The 19,046-nt window shown below is 55.6% G+C and carries 11 protein-coding genes; 6 read left to right on the plus strand and 5 right to left on the minus strand.

What is annotated here, in order from left to right; all coding sequences use genetic code 11:
- Nucleotides 1-59: 59 nt before the first annotated feature.
- The 5 genes from CA85_RS23095 to CA85_RS23115 form a co-directional block, all read right to left on the minus strand.
- A complete protein-coding gene (locus CA85_RS23095; RefSeq protein ID WP_146393817.1) occupies nucleotides 60-1,514 on the minus strand; it encodes a Gfo/Idh/MocA family protein in 1,455 nt (484 codons plus the stop codon).
- A gap of 115 nt (nucleotides 1,515-1,629) precedes the next feature.
- The gene (locus CA85_RS23100) at nucleotides 1,630-3,195 is read right to left on the minus strand and encodes a DUF7133 domain-containing protein (protein WP_146393820.1); all 1,566 of its coding nucleotides are present in this window, start codon (nucleotides 3,193-3,195) and stop codon (nucleotides 1,630-1,632) included.
- Nucleotides 3,189-5,726: a c-type cytochrome gene (locus tag CA85_RS23105; protein ID WP_186775163.1), complete on the minus strand. Its 2,538-nt coding sequence runs from the start codon at nucleotides 5,724-5,726 to the stop codon at nucleotides 3,189-3,191. The genes CA85_RS23100 and CA85_RS23105 overlap by 7 nt, the downstream gene beginning before the upstream one ends.
- 32 nt (nucleotides 5,727-5,758) lie before the next feature.
- On the minus strand, nucleotides 5,759-6,331 hold the full coding sequence (locus tag CA85_RS23110; protein ID WP_146393824.1) for a DJ-1/PfpI family protein: 573 nt from the start codon (nucleotides 6,329-6,331) through the stop codon (nucleotides 5,759-5,761).
- Nucleotides 6,332-6,666: 335 nt separating this feature from the next.
- Nucleotides 6,667-6,888, minus strand: coding sequence for a hypothetical protein (locus CA85_RS23115; protein ID WP_146393826.1), 222 nt, complete (start codon nucleotides 6,886-6,888; stop codon nucleotides 6,667-6,669).
- 266 nt (nucleotides 6,889-7,154) lie between these two features.
- Between CA85_RS23115 and CA85_RS23120 the strand changes: the two genes are divergently transcribed.
- The 6 genes from CA85_RS23120 to CA85_RS23145 all read left to right on the plus strand — a co-directional run bounded on the left by CA85_RS23120 (nucleotide 7,155) and on the right by CA85_RS23145 (nucleotide 18,531).
- On the plus strand, nucleotides 7,155-11,141 hold the full coding sequence (locus tag CA85_RS23120) for a dockerin type I repeat-containing protein (protein ID WP_146393828.1): 3,987 nt from the start codon (nucleotides 7,155-7,157) through the stop codon (nucleotides 11,139-11,141).
- 5 nt (nucleotides 11,142-11,146) lie between these two features.
- Nucleotides 11,147-12,073, plus strand: coding sequence for an ankyrin repeat domain-containing protein (locus CA85_RS23125; protein ID WP_146393830.1), 927 nt, complete (start codon nucleotides 11,147-11,149; stop codon nucleotides 12,071-12,073).
- Nucleotides 12,022-13,089 carry an ankyrin repeat domain-containing protein gene (locus tag CA85_RS23130; RefSeq protein WP_146393832.1) on the plus strand — a complete coding sequence of 356 codons (1,068 nt, stop codon included), beginning with the start codon at nucleotides 12,022-12,024 and terminating at the stop codon, nucleotides 13,087-13,089. Before CA85_RS23125 ends, CA85_RS23130 begins: the two co-directional genes overlap by 52 nt.
- Nucleotides 13,090-13,410: 321 nt before the next feature.
- Entirely contained in the window at nucleotides 13,411-14,298 is an 888-nt protein-coding gene (locus CA85_RS23135) for a hypothetical protein (protein ID WP_146393833.1), read from the plus strand.
- A gap of 526 nt (nucleotides 14,299-14,824) precedes the next feature.
- Nucleotides 14,825-17,278 carry an O-linked N-acetylglucosamine transferase family protein gene (locus CA85_RS23140; RefSeq protein ID WP_186775164.1) on the plus strand — a complete coding sequence of 818 codons (2,454 nt, stop codon included), beginning with the start codon at nucleotides 14,825-14,827 and terminating at the stop codon, nucleotides 17,276-17,278.
- Between the two features lie 221 nt (nucleotides 17,279-17,499).
- Nucleotides 17,500-18,531 carry a glycosyltransferase gene (locus CA85_RS23145; protein ID WP_222435513.1) on the plus strand — a complete coding sequence of 344 codons (1,032 nt, stop codon included), beginning with the start codon at nucleotides 17,500-17,502 and terminating at the stop codon, nucleotides 18,529-18,531.
- The last annotated feature ends 515 nt before the right edge of the window (nucleotides 18,532-19,046 follow it).

Genomic DNA, 19,046 nt, shown 5'->3' on the forward strand with positions numbered 1-19,046 from the left:
GGGACGGGATAGAACGTTGTCTGCCGGATCAATCAGCAGTTGTGGAAATCAAACAGCGATCAGGTTTCGCTAGCAGGGTCTTTTCCATCGACCCACGGCCCACCGTACTTCATGTATTCCGGCGCGGACTGCGTGCTGCCGTAATCGCCAGCATTCCAGCCGGGGATGTGCGACGCTGGGCCACCGGCCACCGAACGGGCTTCCCATTTCCCCGCCCAACCGGGGTCCTTGTCCGAAATCTTACGATCATCGACGAAGTACACTTGGCCATTTCGATAGCTCTGTGCTCCGAGATTGACAACCGACATCGCAGCAGCGCCCAGGTCGGGTTGGTTATTGCACATCGATGGATCATTGGCTTCGCAGGCGTCGAGCCAATTCTCGAAGTGCGCCAGTGTGGTGTTCTTCACCGGAGTCGTGGCGATCCGTTCAGCCTCTTGGCGGACGTGAGTGACCGGCCCTCGCTCGGGAATAAAATCAAACCCATCGAATCCTTCGCCGTTTCCGAATGCGAAGGTTCCATAGTGACCGCGAATCAATTGGTTGATGCGCGACTCCTGGTTACACATTGTTGCCGTTATCAATCCCTGAACGCCTTCGTTAAAATCAGCCGCCACAGTCGCCACATCGGGCACGCCACGTCCATCGTATTCCAGGTAGATTCCGCCCGCGCCGACGACACGACCGGGCACGCGCAGCCCCGTGGCTTTGAGCATCGACGTGGTGCGGTGTACGAACAAATCAGTAAACATGCCGCTGCCAAAGGGCCAGAACCGCCGCCATTGCTTGTAGACTTCGCGGTCAAACGGCATGTCTTCAGCGAGGTCATGCTCACGGCCGAGCCAGCGGTCCCAGTCGATGGTCTTGGGCGTCATCTCCGGGGTCAGCTTGTAGTACCGCCATTGCCCCACATCGGAATTGCGAAAATACTCCGTTTGAAAGCCCAGTACTTTTCCGAGCTTGCCGTCGCACAATAGTTTGTTCACCTCATCCCAGACCGGTAGACTGGTCGACTGCACACCGACCTGCATCACTTTGCCGCTGTCCCGCCATTTGTCTTCGACATCGAACGCCTCTTGGACCGTTTTCGTCATTGGCTTTTCACAGTAGACGTTCAGCCCCGCCGCGAGCGCATCGATGGTCTGTTTGTGGTGCCAGTGATCTGGAGTACCGATGCAGACCGCATCCAGATTTTCCTTCTCGATCATATCGCGATAATCGACATAGCGACCTGGATCGGTGCCGGTTTCCTTCTTAATGTGATCGGCGACCCGGTCCCGTTGGACTTCGTAAACCTCGGCAACACCGACCAGATCAATCGCTCGTCCGGCAGCGTGGAGAGCACACAATGATTTCACGTGGGCACTGAAACCGCGGCCACCGGGGCCGATGAATCCAATTCGCATCCGCTCGTTACTGCCCGCAGCGGCCGAGGCAGACTGGGCCGAAAGGGTGGCCGATCCCAAGGCGGCCATCGTGGCCGAGGTCTTCAAGAAATTTCGTCGATCTGTCATCAAAACAGCTTTCTAGGTAGGTCATGGGGGGGAGGAAGATCACTCGCCGGCTCAATATGGCGAAGGCCACTAGCATAGCTTTGACGTGTTCGGATTACAAATTTTTGGCACACGTCTATTCGGACGTGGGTATCGCATTGAGTGTGTAGTACGCATGCGAATGAAGTAGGGGCTCGTCCGACTTGCTTCGCACCCCGATCGCATTCAGTTCGTGAACGAACTTTTCGCGGCACCCATCAACCGTCAAGTGGACCCGCAGTCCATCCTCGGACACGGTGGCTTTCCGGATAGGCATTGCTTTCCTCTGGATTTCTTCGCTGCCGTAGGAGGACTGATACAGGTACGTGTAGCTGGACATCAGATAGGACGCAGGATCGCTGCCCGTTTTGCCATCGATGGGCTTGGTGAAGGTCAGCTCAAAACCATCGTGCTTAGCCCGCATCTCTTTTATTTCCAGTGGCATCTTTCCCGTCCACTCTAAACGTTGCAATCCGTACGAGGCCGCCCCCAGACTGCTCCAACCACGGTTGGTCAGACCGACAAACATGCTGCCGTCGTGGCCTTGAGCCATCCGTAAAACTGCCGAAGCAAATCCGCTGCGAAAGGGAAAGCAGGCACCCTGGAATTCGCCGTTGACACGTTCGATGAACACTCGATGGATCGACGCCTGCGTGAATTCACCGACAAACAATTGGCCCGCAAATGGACCAAACTTGCCGTCGCTCTCATCGAGCATAATATCGGTCGCCGATTGCCCCATCTTTTTATAGGGAAACCAGACGACCGGAGGGACCAGCTGGGGAAATACTTTGAGGGCGTCAGGAAACGGCAACCCATTGGGAACGGATGCTACATCATTGAGCGGTGATGCAGGATGGTCGATCGACGCCAGCGACTCGGCGTGATGGAAGAAGGCTCCTGACCTCATGTGATGCAGCGTATTGGTGCCTACCCAGTTGCCTTGTTGGTCGGTGTAAAACATCTCGCCATCGGCATTCGCCCCTAAACCTGATGGCGACCGCATTCCCGCGCAGACTGGGATCATTTCGCCTTGCGGCGTGACTTTCATTCCCCAGCCCCGCCACAATCCTTGGCGGTAGCCAAGCGTTTTGTTCTCGACAGTCCGTCTTAGCTGATCACCCTTCAGCCCTAAACCAATATTGAGGGTGATCCAAAGATTACCGTCATGATCCAGCTTCGGCCCATAGGCGTATTCGTGATAGTGCCCTGTCACCCCCCAGCCTTTCGCGATAGTCAAATACTCGTCGGCGACTTGATCCCCATCGCGATCGCGTATCTGAGTTAACTCGGACCGCTGGGTAACGTAAAACGAGTCGTTGTGCCACAGCAACCCGAGCGGTTCATGAAGCGCCGAAGCAAATCGTGAGTACGTAACATTGGCCGGTGGGTCGTCGTAGACACCATCCAGAATCCAGATCTCACCCTTGCGAATGGCGACCGCAACACGTGAATCGTCCAATGCCGCCAATCCGCTCACTTCCATTACCAAGCCGTCGGGAGCGGGTTGCCAATGAGGTGAACGTGAATCGCTCGCTTCGGCCACCGCAATCGAGACGATCCGGTAAAAGTCGTTCTCGTCAGCTGCTCGCAAGATCTGCGGCGACACCACCAGCAACACAAACCCCCACAGACATCTCGTCCGAAACGTGCGATCTACCATGAATAATCAACCTCAATCTGGAAGGGAAATTCACGTGCCGGGACACGCCACTCGACCATACCATCGCCTTCGTAAACGTACGCATCGCTGGCCAGCGAAGGTGGCAAGGAAACCATCACCCCCGCCTCATTTCGCATCGTATGGTCATCCACACGCTGTAGCCCCCGGCCGCTGAGAGCACGGAACCAGACCACCTCGGCCTGAGCTTTTTCTCTCGCTTGGGACGGCGCTATTGTCAACCTTCGCTGCAGTCCCGGTTTCGCTTCTGGATCGATTGCTCGATTCGAACCGGCAGGCCGAATCTGATCGCTGACCTCGAAGCCACCATAGCGGTAGAAGAACTCTGGCGTCTGTCCGTCGCCCAGTCGGTAGCCCCCGAAACGCACTGCGGACTGAAGAGGCCATGGCTCGTTCTTGCCGCTTAGCTTGGCAAAGGAAAATCCGCTGGGGAAGTCAACAACGTCTTTGCCGAGCGGTTCAGCCGGCGGAGCGGAGCGGACGAACCACGTCCCCCGAGCGTCCAGAAACTTTCCCCGCCACGCCGTCGCCAGTCGAACTTGTTCGGCGTCGTAGGAAAAGTGAACGTCTTCAGCAAACCCCACTGCGATTGCGTGCGTTCCCGCCGCCTTCATGAATGTTCGCAGAACCAGTGGTTGGCCTTGTGGATCAAGCTCATAGCTTTCTGCTCTCGATCTCTCAATCTTGCGTGGCAACGAGTGTTTTGGCAACGCCTTGAGATACATCCACATTGCGACGATTTGTCGTTTCGGGTCGCCCCCGAGAAGATCGGGCCTGGGGCTTTTTCCATCAATGAAAAACGTTGGCATCCGCGTGCGTGCCTTGACCGCCCCAGGATCAAGCAAAAACTCCTCAAACCATGCTGGCTGGATGCGAGAACCAATCTTGCTTAGATCGATTCCAACAACACCCGGCAATGAGTTTCCTGCAAAGGCATGACACTGCACACAGCCAATGTCCATTAGCTCACGCCCGGCCTCGGCCAAGCCTGCCGCATCCCCGAACACCTGTTTTTCGCTAACGGAATGAGCTTGATCGACCTCGGCGAACAACGTTGGCACAGATCGCGTGACATCGGGCGAGAAACGAGGCATCTGAATCTGCATATATGGACGGACTGCCGCCGCCTTGCCTGAGAGGACATTGGTGAGGTGAGCAGAGGTCAGCTTCCTGCCGACGCCCGTCAGTGGTGGTGGCAAACGACCCTCATCGCCCAAGTCGACGTGCCCCTCGGTTTCAAAGAATGATTTTCGGTAACGACCCACGCCACCCATGTCCTCGCGTTGATGGCAGCCGTAACAATTTGTCGCCAGCAGAATGCCATCGAGTTGCTCGGTTGCGGTAAACGTCCTTCCTGACTGGATACCTCCGATCGCATCACCAATCGCATCTCGCTGCACGCGATCGAGCGAATAATGAACGGAACGATGCGGCGAATCTGACAAACAGCCATGGCCAGCCGAAGCGTCGACTGCTGACAATGGCAGTGCCTCGACCTTCGCTGTTTCGGATGATGTGTCATGACAGCTTGAACAGTTCAACTCGTTGAACCACTGGCGCCCCTTCGCCACGAGGGCAGCATCGTTGGCGGAGCCGCCACTCGGCGTCCCCGACCGCGAAGCACCCGACCGCGAAGTTCCCGACCCGGGGCCATCCAACGAGTAAGTCGTCAGCAGGTATTCGGCTAAATCAGCCGCATCGGAAGTCGACAACTGGAAGTCGGGCATCCGCAGAGCGGGACGTGTGAGCGCGGGATCGTGTAGAAAATGAGTGAGTGACTTGCGAGCGTACTTGGCTTCCAATCTCCCCAGCGGGATCGAATCCACACGGCGAGCGGCGCCCGCTAACCCCATTTCTTCAAGCTCCTCGGGATCGAGTTCATCCAATAACGCATCGACCGGAGACGAGCTGGTCTCCGAGACGGGGCGATCAGCACCGCTGGAATGACACGCCACGCAGCCGCGTGAGTGAAAGATCTCGCTACCGCGATTGGCATCTCCATGATTCCAAAACTCGAACCTAACTGGCGTGGAGCCGCTCGCTTTGATCGCGGGATATTCCGCCCGCTGTGTATGCGTAAGAAACGCCGCGATTGCCCGGCTGATCTCCTGTCGCTGCTGCAAGGGCCGACTGCCTAGCAAATCCGGCATCGTCGTCCCTGGCTTGACGCGGTGGGGCGAGGCGATGAATTCGGCCAACCACGCCTGAGAATAGCGACGCCCCGCACTATGAAGTCGCGGCCCACCCTTGGGGGCAATCTGCTGGTCAGGCGGCGATTTGTCAGAGGACTTGGCGTCAGGGGCGTTCTTACCGGCGGCTGCGCCGCCACTGGAATGGCAGGCCGTGCAACTCAACTCGCTCAACAACAGCCGTCCACCTTGGATACCATCGATATCACCGTGCCGCGCAAAGCGATCAAATCCCGCCACTACGGGCGCGGTGGCTCGGTCGCGATGATCTTCGGGGTCCGGGCGAGACTCTTCCGCTACTGCCAGAGCAGCCCAAAAAATCACAGCTATCGGAACATTCGCAATCAGGATGTGCATCAGGTCACCACGGCGGCATCACGTGCCTTGACCAACATCTCGATCCACGGCCCCACGTAATGTCCGTTGTCATGAAACGTCCGGCCACTGACTAGGTTGCCGTCGATCACACAGGCCTCGTCGACAAAGATACCGCCGCAGACTTCCAGGTCGAACTGGCATTTGGGCACCGTCGCCATCCGGCGACCACGCACACAATCCGCATACGCAGGAATCTCGACCCCATGACAAACCGATGCTATCGGCTTGTTGGCTGCAAAGAAATGCCTGGTGATTCGCACCAAGTCTTTGTCGTAGCGAATGTACTCGGGCGCACGGCCACCCGAAAACATAATACCGGCGTACTCCTCGGAGTTAACTTCACTGAACGGCACATCACAATCGATCGTGTAGCCTTCCCATTCTTTAGTGATCGTCCATCCTGGTTTCACTTCGTGCATCACCATCTGATAACGTCGCTGCTCCGGGGCGGTAACGACAGGTTGAAACCCTGCTTCCTGCAAACGGTAGTACGGATACATGGTGTCCAGCGTTTCGCTGGCGTCACCAATCACGATCAAAACTTTTTCCATGGTCCTCGGCAGTGTTACAGAGAGAAAACGGGAGGGGACGGCATCGCTCGACAACGCGGCTACACAATCTCGCTCGAGATTCACTTATCGATCGCAGTAACGCAGGTCTCACAAACTTCCGCGGCGATGTTCGCCACGGGAGCATTGGCCGCAACGGCACGATCCAGAGATGTAGTTGGGTCGCCTCGCTGTTGAAGCGTTTGCCATACCACAATCAGGAACTCGCGTCGAAGCCGCAGTTCCAGCGACAACCTAACAAAACTGGCGTCGCGTCATCGACGAACCCGGTGGGAATTGTGTGGGGGGGGGGTGGGTAGCAGACTGTCGGCCTCCATTTATAGCACAGGAGGAGCCAGCACGTGCGGGGTCGCGTCTGTTGAGATACGCGTGTTGCTAGAAATCTCTCTGCGTGACTCCCGCTTGGCAAAGTATGAACCGGCTTGCTCGGCGACGGAGCTAAACACCTGGTTCGATTTATCGGCATCCGAGCTACTGCTGCCGCAGTCAAGCGTGACTTCACGCCCATCGTGATAGAGCGTACCAACCGGAGGCGGCACGTTCCGCGCTGCTATCGATGCACGAACATCCCACGCTAGGCGAGGCAGCGAGAGTGACCGCGCCGCGATGCGACGGCAACGCGTCTGTCATCTGTCCGAAAGCTTCGAACTGCCGAGATATGCAGGAGCTCCTAAGCAACAACCGACTCAAAACAACTAAAAATAATTCTTGATTTTACGTGACACGAGGCACAATTTCCCGTAAGGTGGTTCTATCGGGGTGGTTCCCGCCCCTGCCAGCTGCTTCTTTACAGCTCGGGTGAATCATGAAAACGAAACGATCATCGTGGAAACGAGTTTCCATTTCCTTGCGTGACCTCGGTCATAACCGAAGTGCTCACGCCCCCTGTCCCTCTCGCCGCGATGCACCGCGAGCGTTGAGACTTGAAACGCTTTGTCAGCGCCATTTGCTCGCTGCTGACATCGAGGCCCCGATCGCCCCATCGCCGCCGGATCCGACAGATGATCCTGAAGACGTCCCTCAATTGGTAGGCGACGTCAATAACGATGGCGATCTCACGTCCCTGGACGCCCTCGCCATACTGAACTCAATCAATGACCCCATCGGCTTTCCAGAAACACACGCGATGGACGTGAGCCAGAACGGCGTGGTCAATCTGAATGATTATGGACTCGTCTTAACAGCCATTCAAATGCAGGATGCTGCTCAAGACACCATGCAGCAGAGCTCTCCGCAGTCAATGGGTGGCGTCACCCAGGTGACCAGTACCTGCGATGCCGATGAAGTTTTGCTGGATACATTGCAGTCAACGCGTGAAGACTTGCAAAGCCAGCTCGCCGATGCAACGCATCCCTCTCAGGTCTCATGGTTCAGCGACCAGATCGCTGCAATCGATGCGACCATCGCCCAGGTCGAAGCGCGACTAAATGATTGCGAGCCCAAGGAAGAAGACGGTAGCGTGGGAGATGAGGGAGCAACGGGCGGTGCTCTGGATGATCCATACAATGACAGCACTCACGATAGTGACGACGGCACGAGTGGCTCAGCAACGGACGGTAGCCACGGCGACCCGTATGAGGGCACCCAGGGAACGGAAACGCCTGGCGGAACCGATGTCGACGGGACGACGTCGGGTGTCAGCGCCGGATCAACGACTGGCAGCACCATGGGGTCGACCAGCGGTTCGGCTTCGACCACTTCCTCCGGTACCACTTACACAACCACCTGGGATGAGAGCGATGGAACCTCAATGGGATCGACTGCGGCAACGCAATCTACCGGGACGAGCGATTCGTCCAATGGCAGCACCTCCGGTTCAGCCACCTCAGGGACCATCACAACTTCTGAAACGCCAAATAGCGGAGTTGATGGCAGCACGACGGGATCGAGCTCTGGAAGTAGCGACACGTCCGAAGTGGATTTTGCCGAGCCGTTGACATTCTCCATCGCTGCGTTGCGTGCGGGGATGTTCAACGACGCGCTCGATGGTACCCAACCCCCACAATCGGTTCGCGAAGCGAAGCAGCTCCGCATCGCGGGTTGGGTGTCCGGCCCATGGAGCAAACGGGATGCCCCCGACCTAACAGTGTTTGCCGACATCAACTTCGATGGCGACTTTGACGACGAAGACGAAATGGTTCAGTTCAAGTCAGGTGAATTCTATGCTCGGAGTAGAGACTACGGTCTCTACGACCAGTACTCTGGCTTCGATGCGTACTTCACGATCCCCGACGATGGCGAGTCAGAATTTCAGGGTGGCTCGCCCGGCAATGATACTTGGCGCGATGACATTGACTATCGGATCGAATTCACCAGTGAACTCATTGAAGATACGGCCAAGATCAGCAATGTCAGTCCGCTCTTCACATCCCGGCCGCATGTGACGACGGAGACAGATGCTGAGGGTGACGAGTTCCTCGTCGTCACATCCTCCCTCTGGGATCCTGGTGTCTGGGACCGGCATCACGTCACCGTCAAATGGCCCGACGGAGTCACCACGGAAGCCAACGACGAAGCGACGACCCTGCACCCGACGACGCTCGAGTACCAGCCGACTGAAACGAAAACGATACGTGTCACGCGGCCCATGCCCGAGGATGGACTCTCGCTGCACCCGATCACGGTCACGCTCCACGACGACGATCAAGGCCAGACCAGCTACCTGATTCAGTCCGCTAATGTCACTCGAAACAACGATGATGACGATGAGAACGATACAGAAGACATGCACGAAGGTGCATCTGTACAAGAAGATGATATTGTCAAGTTGTCGCTTCAAGCCTTCACAGGACGATTTGCCGAGGCTGCCCAACCCGTTGCTCCAGATGATGATGGGCCGGACGGAGGTCCTGAAACAGGTAGCGATCCTCCTGGAGACGCCGAAGAAGAGCCGCAAGAGCCCGACGGCTATTTCTTTCTCGGTTACGACACGCGGCAGATCAAACTCTGGGACTCTCCCGAAAAGAACCATCAATACACGCCGGGGATTCAGAAGGATGTTCTCCATCCGTATCGTGGCGAATCCGATGTATGGATCGAAGGCATCGGCATCGGAGCGACGCGAATCTCGCTCAGCTGGAAGCCCAACTTCGGCGACGCCCAGCCACCCAACGGAGAGCCCGAGCGAACGGTCTTTCTCGGGCACGTCGATGTCACCATCTGGGGCATCGATGTCGACATTGACAGCGATAACAACAACGGCTTCGGCTACCCAGACAACTCGGAGTGGGAGGAGTACCTGGAATCAAGCAGGTATGGGATTGGGAAGTTGTTATACGAAGATGCCCCGAATTTCACGCCGGTTCGGGTGCGTCTCCCACAAGGACTCAATGTAAATGATCCAAACATCCAGGTTACGTTAATTGGAAGTCTGGAGGATTCCGGAGTGACACGATTCTGGAATACTTACAAGGCGGATCCAAACCGTGAAGCGAGTGACGTCCGCGACGGAGGCAACAAACTTTCCAATGTCTTCGGTACGTATTCGCTATCGGATCTCAACTACAGCCCCGCAACTGGATCATTCACGATTTATCTAGAGGCCATGTGGACAAAAGAGTCGCATGACACGAAGTGGGAGATTGACAATGCGGGGCGGCCCGTCAACACACTTGAGATAAATGTGTCCGGCATCGAGAACTTAGAGCTTTCTGACATGGTGCAGTATGTCAATGTGCTTCCCGGTTCCCTGCTCCCGAGATTGCTCGAATCTCCGGCGATGCGGAATGCAATCGCTTCCGATCTCGTCTACGGCGCTCGGGATAGCAGTGGGATTTCTGATGAGAATGCAGATCCCATCGATAGCTCAGATTTTGGTCTTCAGCTAGTATCTATTGAAGAATTGTCAGAGCACCTTGCTGCGAGCGAAATAGTTCAAAGAGACCAAGCATTCATTCTTGATCAGTTTCAGTACCGCGCATTCAGTATCAATGACACTGACACTCGATCCGTGCCGGGCATGGCGATCGGGTTGTATCGAGACCACACGCAGGAGAAAGCTTATCGCCTTGCGTTTCGCGGTACAAACCCAACGCAGATGATAGATATCATTGCGAACGCTGAACAGCTTCTCGCGGAGTATTCCAGAATGTACAGCGTCGCCGCGGTTTTGTCCGAGCTACTAACACTAGTTCCAGAATATCACGGCCGATTGAGCTTGACAGGACACTCTCTCGGAGGTGGTTTGGCGAGTGCCGGGGCAATAGCAGCGGCAATCCAAGCAGAAACGTTCAATGCCGCAGGACTCGTGAAGGAGGCCCTTGCTGATCCAATTGAAGACATCGACCTAGTGCCCGGCGCTCGGTCGCGGTTTGATCGTGGGAGCGAGTATGTTACATCGTACCAAGTCTGGACATCCTATACACGCTCCGACGGGACGCGAGATGCGCCTGACCTACTAAGTTTTCTGCAGAATTCAGTCGAAATTAAAGTCGGTGATAGGCTCTATCTTCCCGATGCAGTGGGGCACCCGGTTCATTTTATTGAAGGAATCTATGACCTGACCGCGAGTGAGTCCGAGTTCCTGCACGACGTACAGGATCTGCTGAGCGATCCTGATAGCGCAAGTCTCATTGCTGTTCTAACTGGCCTCGTGAACGTAGAATTCGATGTAGGTCCTTTGATGCAGTACTACCCGCACTTTGAATTCGACTACCAGACGGCGTTGAACGCAGGTGATAAGCTACTCAAATCCCATGGGTTTGATTCAATCTATTACGGTGTGATGCACGGCCCCGGGTGGAATGTCTATCACGTCCCAAGTGGCCTGGGAAATGGGGGAGTTATCCAGTGAGGAGATTGAATGCGAGTCAGCAGGTTGCGATGTACGCGTTGGTAATGGTAGCACTTGGTGTTTCTGCGTACCTGGGCTGGTCAGCGGTTCAGTCTGTTCGATCCAAGACGCGAGCGTTCGTCGATGCGACGACAAAGTACAAGCAGATTGCTGAGAAGTTGGATTACGTCATTCACTACGATAAGTTGACACACTGGCAACGTGAGAAGTGGGAGTTTGACACATTCTTTCATACTTCGGAGGCCATTTCGGGCTGCCAGAGCGTTTCCTCGAGAGACCCCAAGGAGCTTAGGTCATGGATTCGGCAAAATGGTGATGTTAACCTCGTAGGAGATCACGGTATTACACTGCTGTTCTGGGCGTTGCTTGACAGAAATATAAAAGCCTTTGAACTGTTGTTGATGCATGGGGCCGATCCCGATCTTGCACTAACTGGCAATATCCAACGAACGAATCAGAGGCCGCTGTTTCGTGGCGACACCGTCATGTTTGCCGCCATCGAACTCCTGGAGTTTGACTTTCTGCAAGCAGCGATCCCATACTCTAACTCGCCAGATCAGCGAGACTATAACGGAGGTAACTTGCTCTCACGGATTGCTCGCTTTCCCTTCTTTTATAGCGTGCGTTGTTCTCTTCTTGCGGAGTTGATCCGAGCCGGGGCCGATCCCAATTGCTGGCTGGAGGATGACATCATAGGGTCTGTGCCCGCGGCTACGATGGTCGCCTTTGACCGTCCAGTGTTAGCCTACGCAATGATTATTGCTGGGGCGGACCCAACATTCGGCTCTTTTGCAGATGCGTCAGTTGTCGATTGTGTTGAGAGCAAGCGGAAACGTCAACTTGACGTCATCGACACGCCCGGCTTCCAGCGTCTCGAGCATTGGCTGGTGGAAAACAATTTCATCAAAGCTCGAAAGAACGTGTCGCCATGAGAGCGAGTCGGATGGCTAGCCGATTTCTGAAAAGTGATTCAATCACGCTGCTGAACTGGTGCGGAGCGGTGCTGGTTCTTGCAGTGACGTCTGGATGTGAAGTTCCGGCTGTGATACGTCCATTGCTTCCCTCCTCCAGTTTCCATCAGAAGTTCAATCTGCATGCCGCTGACTACTTTGAGGATGAGCAAGTGGTCGATCTTTGTGAAGCCATTAAGGAGAACGATCTCGAGGAGATGAGGCGGCTGATCGCCGCAGGTGCTGATGTCAATGCAGTGGGAAAAGGTGGAGTGACGCCTCTCTTCTGGGCATTTCCCGACAACCAGCCGGAGCGGTTTGTGCTCCTTTTGGAGAACGGCGCGGATTCCGGTGTCCGACTGACGTCCAATCTGAACTTGCCCAACGTGTTTCGCGTGGGGGACACGGTGATGCATTTGGCAGGCCGGTCACAGTTCCCGACGCAGTTTCTCGAAGTGATGAAACATGGCGGAGATCCCACGCTTCCGGGCCGCTACGGCGATAGTGTGTTGCACGAGATCATTCGAGCGGGAGTGCTAAATGCGAACGAACGCATGGCAGCTGCCATCGCCAACGGAGCCGATCTCAACGAGATCGATCATTTGGAGGCGACACCCATCGAAACGGCCGTAGGGCGATATGGACAGTACGACCTGGCAATCGAGCTGCTCGAAATGGGCGCGGACCCTACGGTTGCGAGTGATGAGCGGCTCGGAAACACTATCCACTCTGTGCTTGTAATTAAGCGTTCAGTCGATAATAGAAGGGGGGTGAAGATTCCACGTGAGTACGCATCGATGCAGCGATTTATCTCTGCTCTGCGATCAGAAGGTTATGATGTTGATCAGGCTCAGGAGGACATTGAACGCTGGGCAAAGCTTTCGAAGCAGAATCCGGGCCGCCCCGGATGGTTCAGGGAAGGCGAGATTCTACGGCTGAAGAATCGTAAGGCACGCCTTGAAAGAGAAGCGAGGCGTCGAAGCCAAGCTGGCGATTGACAGCATTTTAGAGAAACGAATGCCATCCAAAGCAGCGTTTAGCGTGATCCAATGACACTATTCTCACGATACGCTTCAATCGAGCGAGCGGCGGGCGCCACTGTATATTGAATCACGTAACGAGCCACGGTCGAGCGGAATGAACGGTGGACGCCCATCGTCCGCAGTGCAATACGGCTTGTCCGCCCAATGGAGTGTAAACCGCTCAGCGATGGAGATCCATTTGGATCGGTCTTCGGGCTCTTTGCTTGGTCGAAGGGGAGGGAGTGAACCTTGAGAAACACGACGAGAAGTCAACGAGCTATATTGCTCGCGTGCGTAATGGCAGCACTTGCTGCTTTTGCTTACCTGGGCTGGTCAGCGGTTCAATCTGTGCGATCCAAGACGCAAGCGTTTGTCGATGCGACGACAAAGTACAAGCAGATTGCTGAGAAATTGGATTACGTCATTCACTACGATAAGTTGACACACTGGCAACGTGAGAAGTGGGAGTTCGACACGTTCTTCCACACCTCCGAGGCCATCTCGGGATGCGAGAGCATTTCCTCGAGAGATCCTAAGCAGCTCCTGGCGTGGATTGGTCAAGGCGGTGATGTCAACCTTGTGGGAGACCATGGGGTGACACTGCTGTTCTGGGCGTTGCTCGACAGAAACATACAAGCGTTTGAACTGTTACTAGTTCATGGGGCTAACCCTGATCTTGCACTAACTGGCGACATCCACCGAACGAATCAGAGGCCGCTGTTTCGTGGTGACACCGTCATGTTTGCCGCCATCGAGTTCCTGGAGTTTAACTTTTTGCAAGCAGCGATTCCATACTCTGACTCGCCAGATCAACGGGACTATAACGGAGGTAACTTGCTCTCTCGAATTGCTCGCTTTCCCTTCTTTTATAGCGTGCGTTGTTCTCTTCTTGCGGAGTTGATCCGAGCCGGGACCGATCCCGATTGCTGGTTGGAGGATGACATCATTGGATCTGTGCCCGCGGCTACGATGGTCGCCTTTGAACGTCCTGTGTTGGCCTACGCCATGGTTATCGCCGGGGCAGATCCAACATTCGGCTCATTTGCAGATGCGTCGGTCGTCGATCGTGTTGAGAGCCAGCGGAAACGTCAACTTGACGTCATCGACACGCCCGGCTTCCAGCGTCTCGAGCATTGGCTGGTGGAAAACAATTTCATCAAAGCTCGAAAGAACGTGTCGCCATGAGTGAGACCATAAAACACTCCAACAAACGATCTTGTGCACTCGACCACCTGTCTTTGCGGGTTGCAAGCTGCTGTTGCGTTCGCGGGTTGTGACCGCGACGTCGTTCGCTCCGCGAGAAACGCGTTGACGCCAGAAAGGGGTTTGCATTCCCAGTTTGCGTCTGCATCGCGGCGCGATTGTCGTGTCAATCTCGCTTGCTTCGAGCATCCCTCCGTCGTCGATTGGCTTTTTACTAGCCAGTATGCTCTATTGGTTCGTGTAAAGTTGGCTGTTTCATTGTGAATTCGGCGTTGCGCCGGGGAAACCACACTCGATGCCTCTTCTTCATCATTTGGCACGGACGGGCGGAACTCTTATATCGCGCTGCTTGGCATCGATGGAGAACGTGTGTTTGTTGAGCGAGATCAGTCCTGGTGGGACAGACCGTTTCAATCCGCTATGGCAGGCGGCACATTGGCATGGGTTAATGGAACAGGCGGAGGTGCAAAAGATCCCTCCAGGAAATAAGAAGTTGTTTCGATCGGCCATGAATTTGATCGCACAACGGGCAAGCGATCGCGGAATGACGCTTGTTGTGCGAGATTGGTCGCATGTCGATTGGATCGGTTTCCCATTCACTCAGCCAACGATGAAGTCCGCTTGGGATACATTCTCATCGAGTGCAAGAGCGGCCAGCGAAGAATTGGCAGATCAGGAGAAGGATCTCAATCGCGGCAACCAACGCGTTCCGCCCGATTGTGCATTCGACAAGAAGGAATGCCTCGTCGGCAACGAATGGTGGATGGCGAGGTGTGCAACAGTCAGGCATCCGGTCGATCAATTTTTAGTTTCCAAACGCATGGAAGCATTGGGGGCTGTGTGGGATGACGGATTGATATGGCGGGGAATGCGTGCCTTTGCCGAGCACGTTCAGGCAATGCCCTGGGTACGGTATGAAGATTTCCTGCATTGTCCGGGTACGGCTCTGAGAAAAATCTGTGATGTGCTCGGGTTTCCCTACGATGACCGATGGAGACAGCGTTGGCAGAGCTACGACAAGATCACAGGTGCTGCGGCGAAGCGAGAGCGTGGGGTAATTGCCCCGAAACCTCGCGAAGCCGTCGATCCGGAATTCTGGAAATCCCTGCGCCACAACGACGATTTTTTTGCGACGTTGGAGTTGCTCGGGTATCCGACGCCGGAACCTCTTCGAGGTCGTTGGTACGCTGGAGCCGCAGGGATCGGCAGTCCATCCGGCGCCATTGTTGCGCCCTCTCAGCGATTGCCTGCGACCTGCTCCAAGGCGATCCAGGCCGACTCTGCATCTGTCCAGCCGATCCTCGGAGAATCGCAATCAGCACGGACGTCTCGGGTGCGGAGCGATCGGCCGACGGATTGGGACGAGGCCGTGGTGCAGGCTCGGCAAGCGTTCGAAGAGTCCAGTGGCGATGTGGAAAGCACATTGAGATTGGCCGAGGCACTGGGATGGATCGGTCAAGTCGATGAGGCTGCCGATCTGTTGTTGAAGCGAATGAATGCATCCAAAGGCGTTTCGCAGCACCCGGCTGCGATTTCAGTGCGATTGTTCTCGGCAACATGCGATATGCTCGATCGCGGCGAGCGGAAGTATGAATCGATCCCGATTCGCCGTCGCTGGGCGCAAGTCGATCCGAGGCATCAGGGCAACCTGTTCCAGCTCTCCATTCTACTGGCGGGAGTTGGTGAGACGGATGAGTCGATATCCTATTGCCGTCAGTTGTTGCGTACCGACGCCCGGCATACCGGTGCGGCTGCCAACTATCTGCTCTACATGAACTATTCGGATCGCTACTCAGCGGCCGAGATTTCCAATGAGCACTTTCGCATTGGGATGCATTTTACGCAGCCATCGGATGCCGTTCCAACTCGCCCCCGAATGGCTGCAGAACGAGTGCGGGTGGGTTATTTGGGTAGTGATTTTTATACCCATCCGGTCGGCAAGATCATCCTGCCTATCTTGCAATCGCACGACCGGCAGCGGTGCGAGATCAACGTTTACCATGATGGAAAAATCTCCGATGCGACGACGCACGAGATTAACGAGTCGGTGGATTACTTCACCAATGTGCATGGCTGGTCGGGTGATCGGTTGTCCGAAAGCGTACGCAAGGACGAACTCGATGTGCTGGTTGATTTGGGTGGTTACACGGGGGGAGCGAACCGACTCAAGCTACTCGCTCGGAGATTGGCTCCCGTTCAAGCTTCCTTTTTAGGATACCCCCACACGTCAGCGATCCCGGCCATGGACTATCGGTTGACGGATCGGTTTGCCGACCCGCCGGGATTGACCGATCATTTGTATGGTGAACAGCTGGTTTGGCTGGAGCACGCCCATCTTGCCTGGCGACCCTATGAAATCGCTCAGGACATTTCACCTGTTTTGGGCAAGCAACCGGTACTGGGCGTATTCAATAATGTCGCCAAGATTTCGCCAGCTGCGATTGCAGCGTATGCTCAGATCTTAAAACGCGTTCCACAAGCATCGATACTGTTTAAGTATGGAGACCGTTTCGGCGTCTCCATCTTGCGAGATCGGTATCGGCAGGCGTTTGCTGCCCATGGCGTGCCGCCGCATCGATTGCAATTCCGCACGCGAGCTGAAACGCTCCAGGAACACCTGCAAACGATGGCGAATGTCGATCTGGCACTGGATGCATTTCCCTATCAAGGCACGATGACGTCGTTGGAGTGTTTGTGTGTCGGCACGCCCATCATTTCCTGTTGCGGTGACTACTACGCTCACCGTGCAACCTCAGCAATGTTCATCCGCATGGGATTGCAGGAGCTCGTTGCCGACGACAGTGATGAGTACGTTGAGATCGCCGTTGAATTGTTGCATGACCGGGAGGGTTTGAAGGGGTTGCGAGCGGAGGTCTGGAATCGTTTTCATCACGGTGCTTTGACGAACCCTCACGGTCTAGCAGGCGAGTTGGAGTCGACGTTTGCGGGCTGGGTTCGTTGAGTCAGGCCCGTCAACCTTGTCGCGTTTTGTATGCATGGGAATGGGGGGCGGGGTCGGGTCATGTGCGACGATTCTTGCCGATCGCCGAGGCGATGTCTGGGGCCGGCCATGAAGTCCTATGGGTGCTGAAGGAGAGCGACCGATTACCGAGGCAAGCAAAGAGATTCTCGCATCGCGTTCTACCCTGCCCTGCCCTGAAAGGCTGCGCGCGAACCGCCGCGGTGCCACCAAGGAATCTAGCGACGATTGCATGGAATTTGGGGGTTCACGATGTCAATCGTCTGCGATCCGTCGTCCGCGCGTGGTGTCAGATTCTGGATCGCTCTCGCCCTGACCTAGTCGTTCAAGACTTTGGCTTGATTTCCGGCTTGGTCGCTCGATGTCTTGGCATCAAAACCATTCGCATTGGTACGGGGTACACGTGCCCGCCTCGGAGTGAGACTCCAATCGATCTGCCATGGTTTACCAAGCGGGATGAAAACGATGGGCTTGCGAACTCAGGTTCGGCCTCCGAGCCCCGAGGTTCCGCTACGGATGTCTACATCGCGGCCATGAAGAATATCGCGGTGGCGTGCCGGGCCAACGGTTTGCCGGTTCCCGCGCGATGGGATGAAGTCGTCCATGGTGGTCCAGAAGACGTTCTGGCAACGTTGCCCCTGCTGGATCCGTACGCGACAGTGCGGCGACCGTCCCGGTGGGATGGTGTTTGGGAAGGTGCGACAGCGACGGGTGAGGATCGACATGCCGATGCGGCCATTCGCGACTGCTCGTCGAAGTCGGTGCTGGCTTACCTCAAGCCGTTTGATCATTGGCGCGAGTTTTTCAAAGCTCTGAAGGAACTCCGCGTCCACGTGGACTTGGTCGCCGATGGCGTGGGCGATGAACTCTTGCGGCAATGCGATCCTGATTGCGTGCGGCTCTGCTCGGGCTTTCAGTCGATTCCACAGGCCGCGAGGCGGGGCATGGCGCTGATCAACAATGGCAACCACGGATCAACCGCTCTGTCGCTTCTACACGGGATGCCCGTGATCGCCTGCCCGCTCTTCTTCGAACAGCGATTGACTGCGGAGGCGATTGACGGGGCAGGGATCGGCACGCATCTGGACGTGCGTTTTCCTGATCAATTTACAACAACGCTGGATGAGGCTTTGTTTCAGAAACCCTGTCACGCCAGAGCCAAGCGTTTCAAACGCCGACATTCGAAACTGTTCTACGATCAAATCGATCGCGTGTTGAATCGATTCGTGGGTTGAGTGAGGATGATTTTGGTAGTGGCTCTGCGTGCTGGTAGTGGGATGCAGAGCAACCGAACCACTCCGCTCGTCTGAGCTGGGGGGAGAGTGTGCTTGTTTAAGAACGGGAGAGGAGTGAGTATCGTATTGGACGAACCAACGAGCTGCTCAATATTCAGAAGTATCCCGTCAGGGATGATAGAAAGTAGCCGGTGGTTTGAGCGCAAGCGAACACCACCGGATAAGACGCGAGACTCAAGAGCCAACCCCGAATGGGGTTGAAGATCATTCATGACGGGATCTGCGACCCACTTCGGGGTCGACGTTGCACGACCAACGAGACCCCGTAGGTGGCGCTGCGCTGACCTCATAGGCATCAAGTTAAGCAGTACTCGAGGAGGTCTGGGTTGGCGAGCAACTCAATTGTTCCTGGTTTTGCCTTGCGTTTGGTTCTTTGGCAACGACGTCGGACGCGGGAGATGAGCCGATTGAAAAAATCCACCAGTTGAGCACTCGATGTGTTGAGGTGACTGGCG

It is taken from the genome of Allorhodopirellula solitaria, from assembly GCF_007859855.1.
GTDB lineage: Bacteria > Planctomycetota > Planctomycetia > Pirellulales > Pirellulaceae > Rhodopirellula > Rhodopirellula solitaria.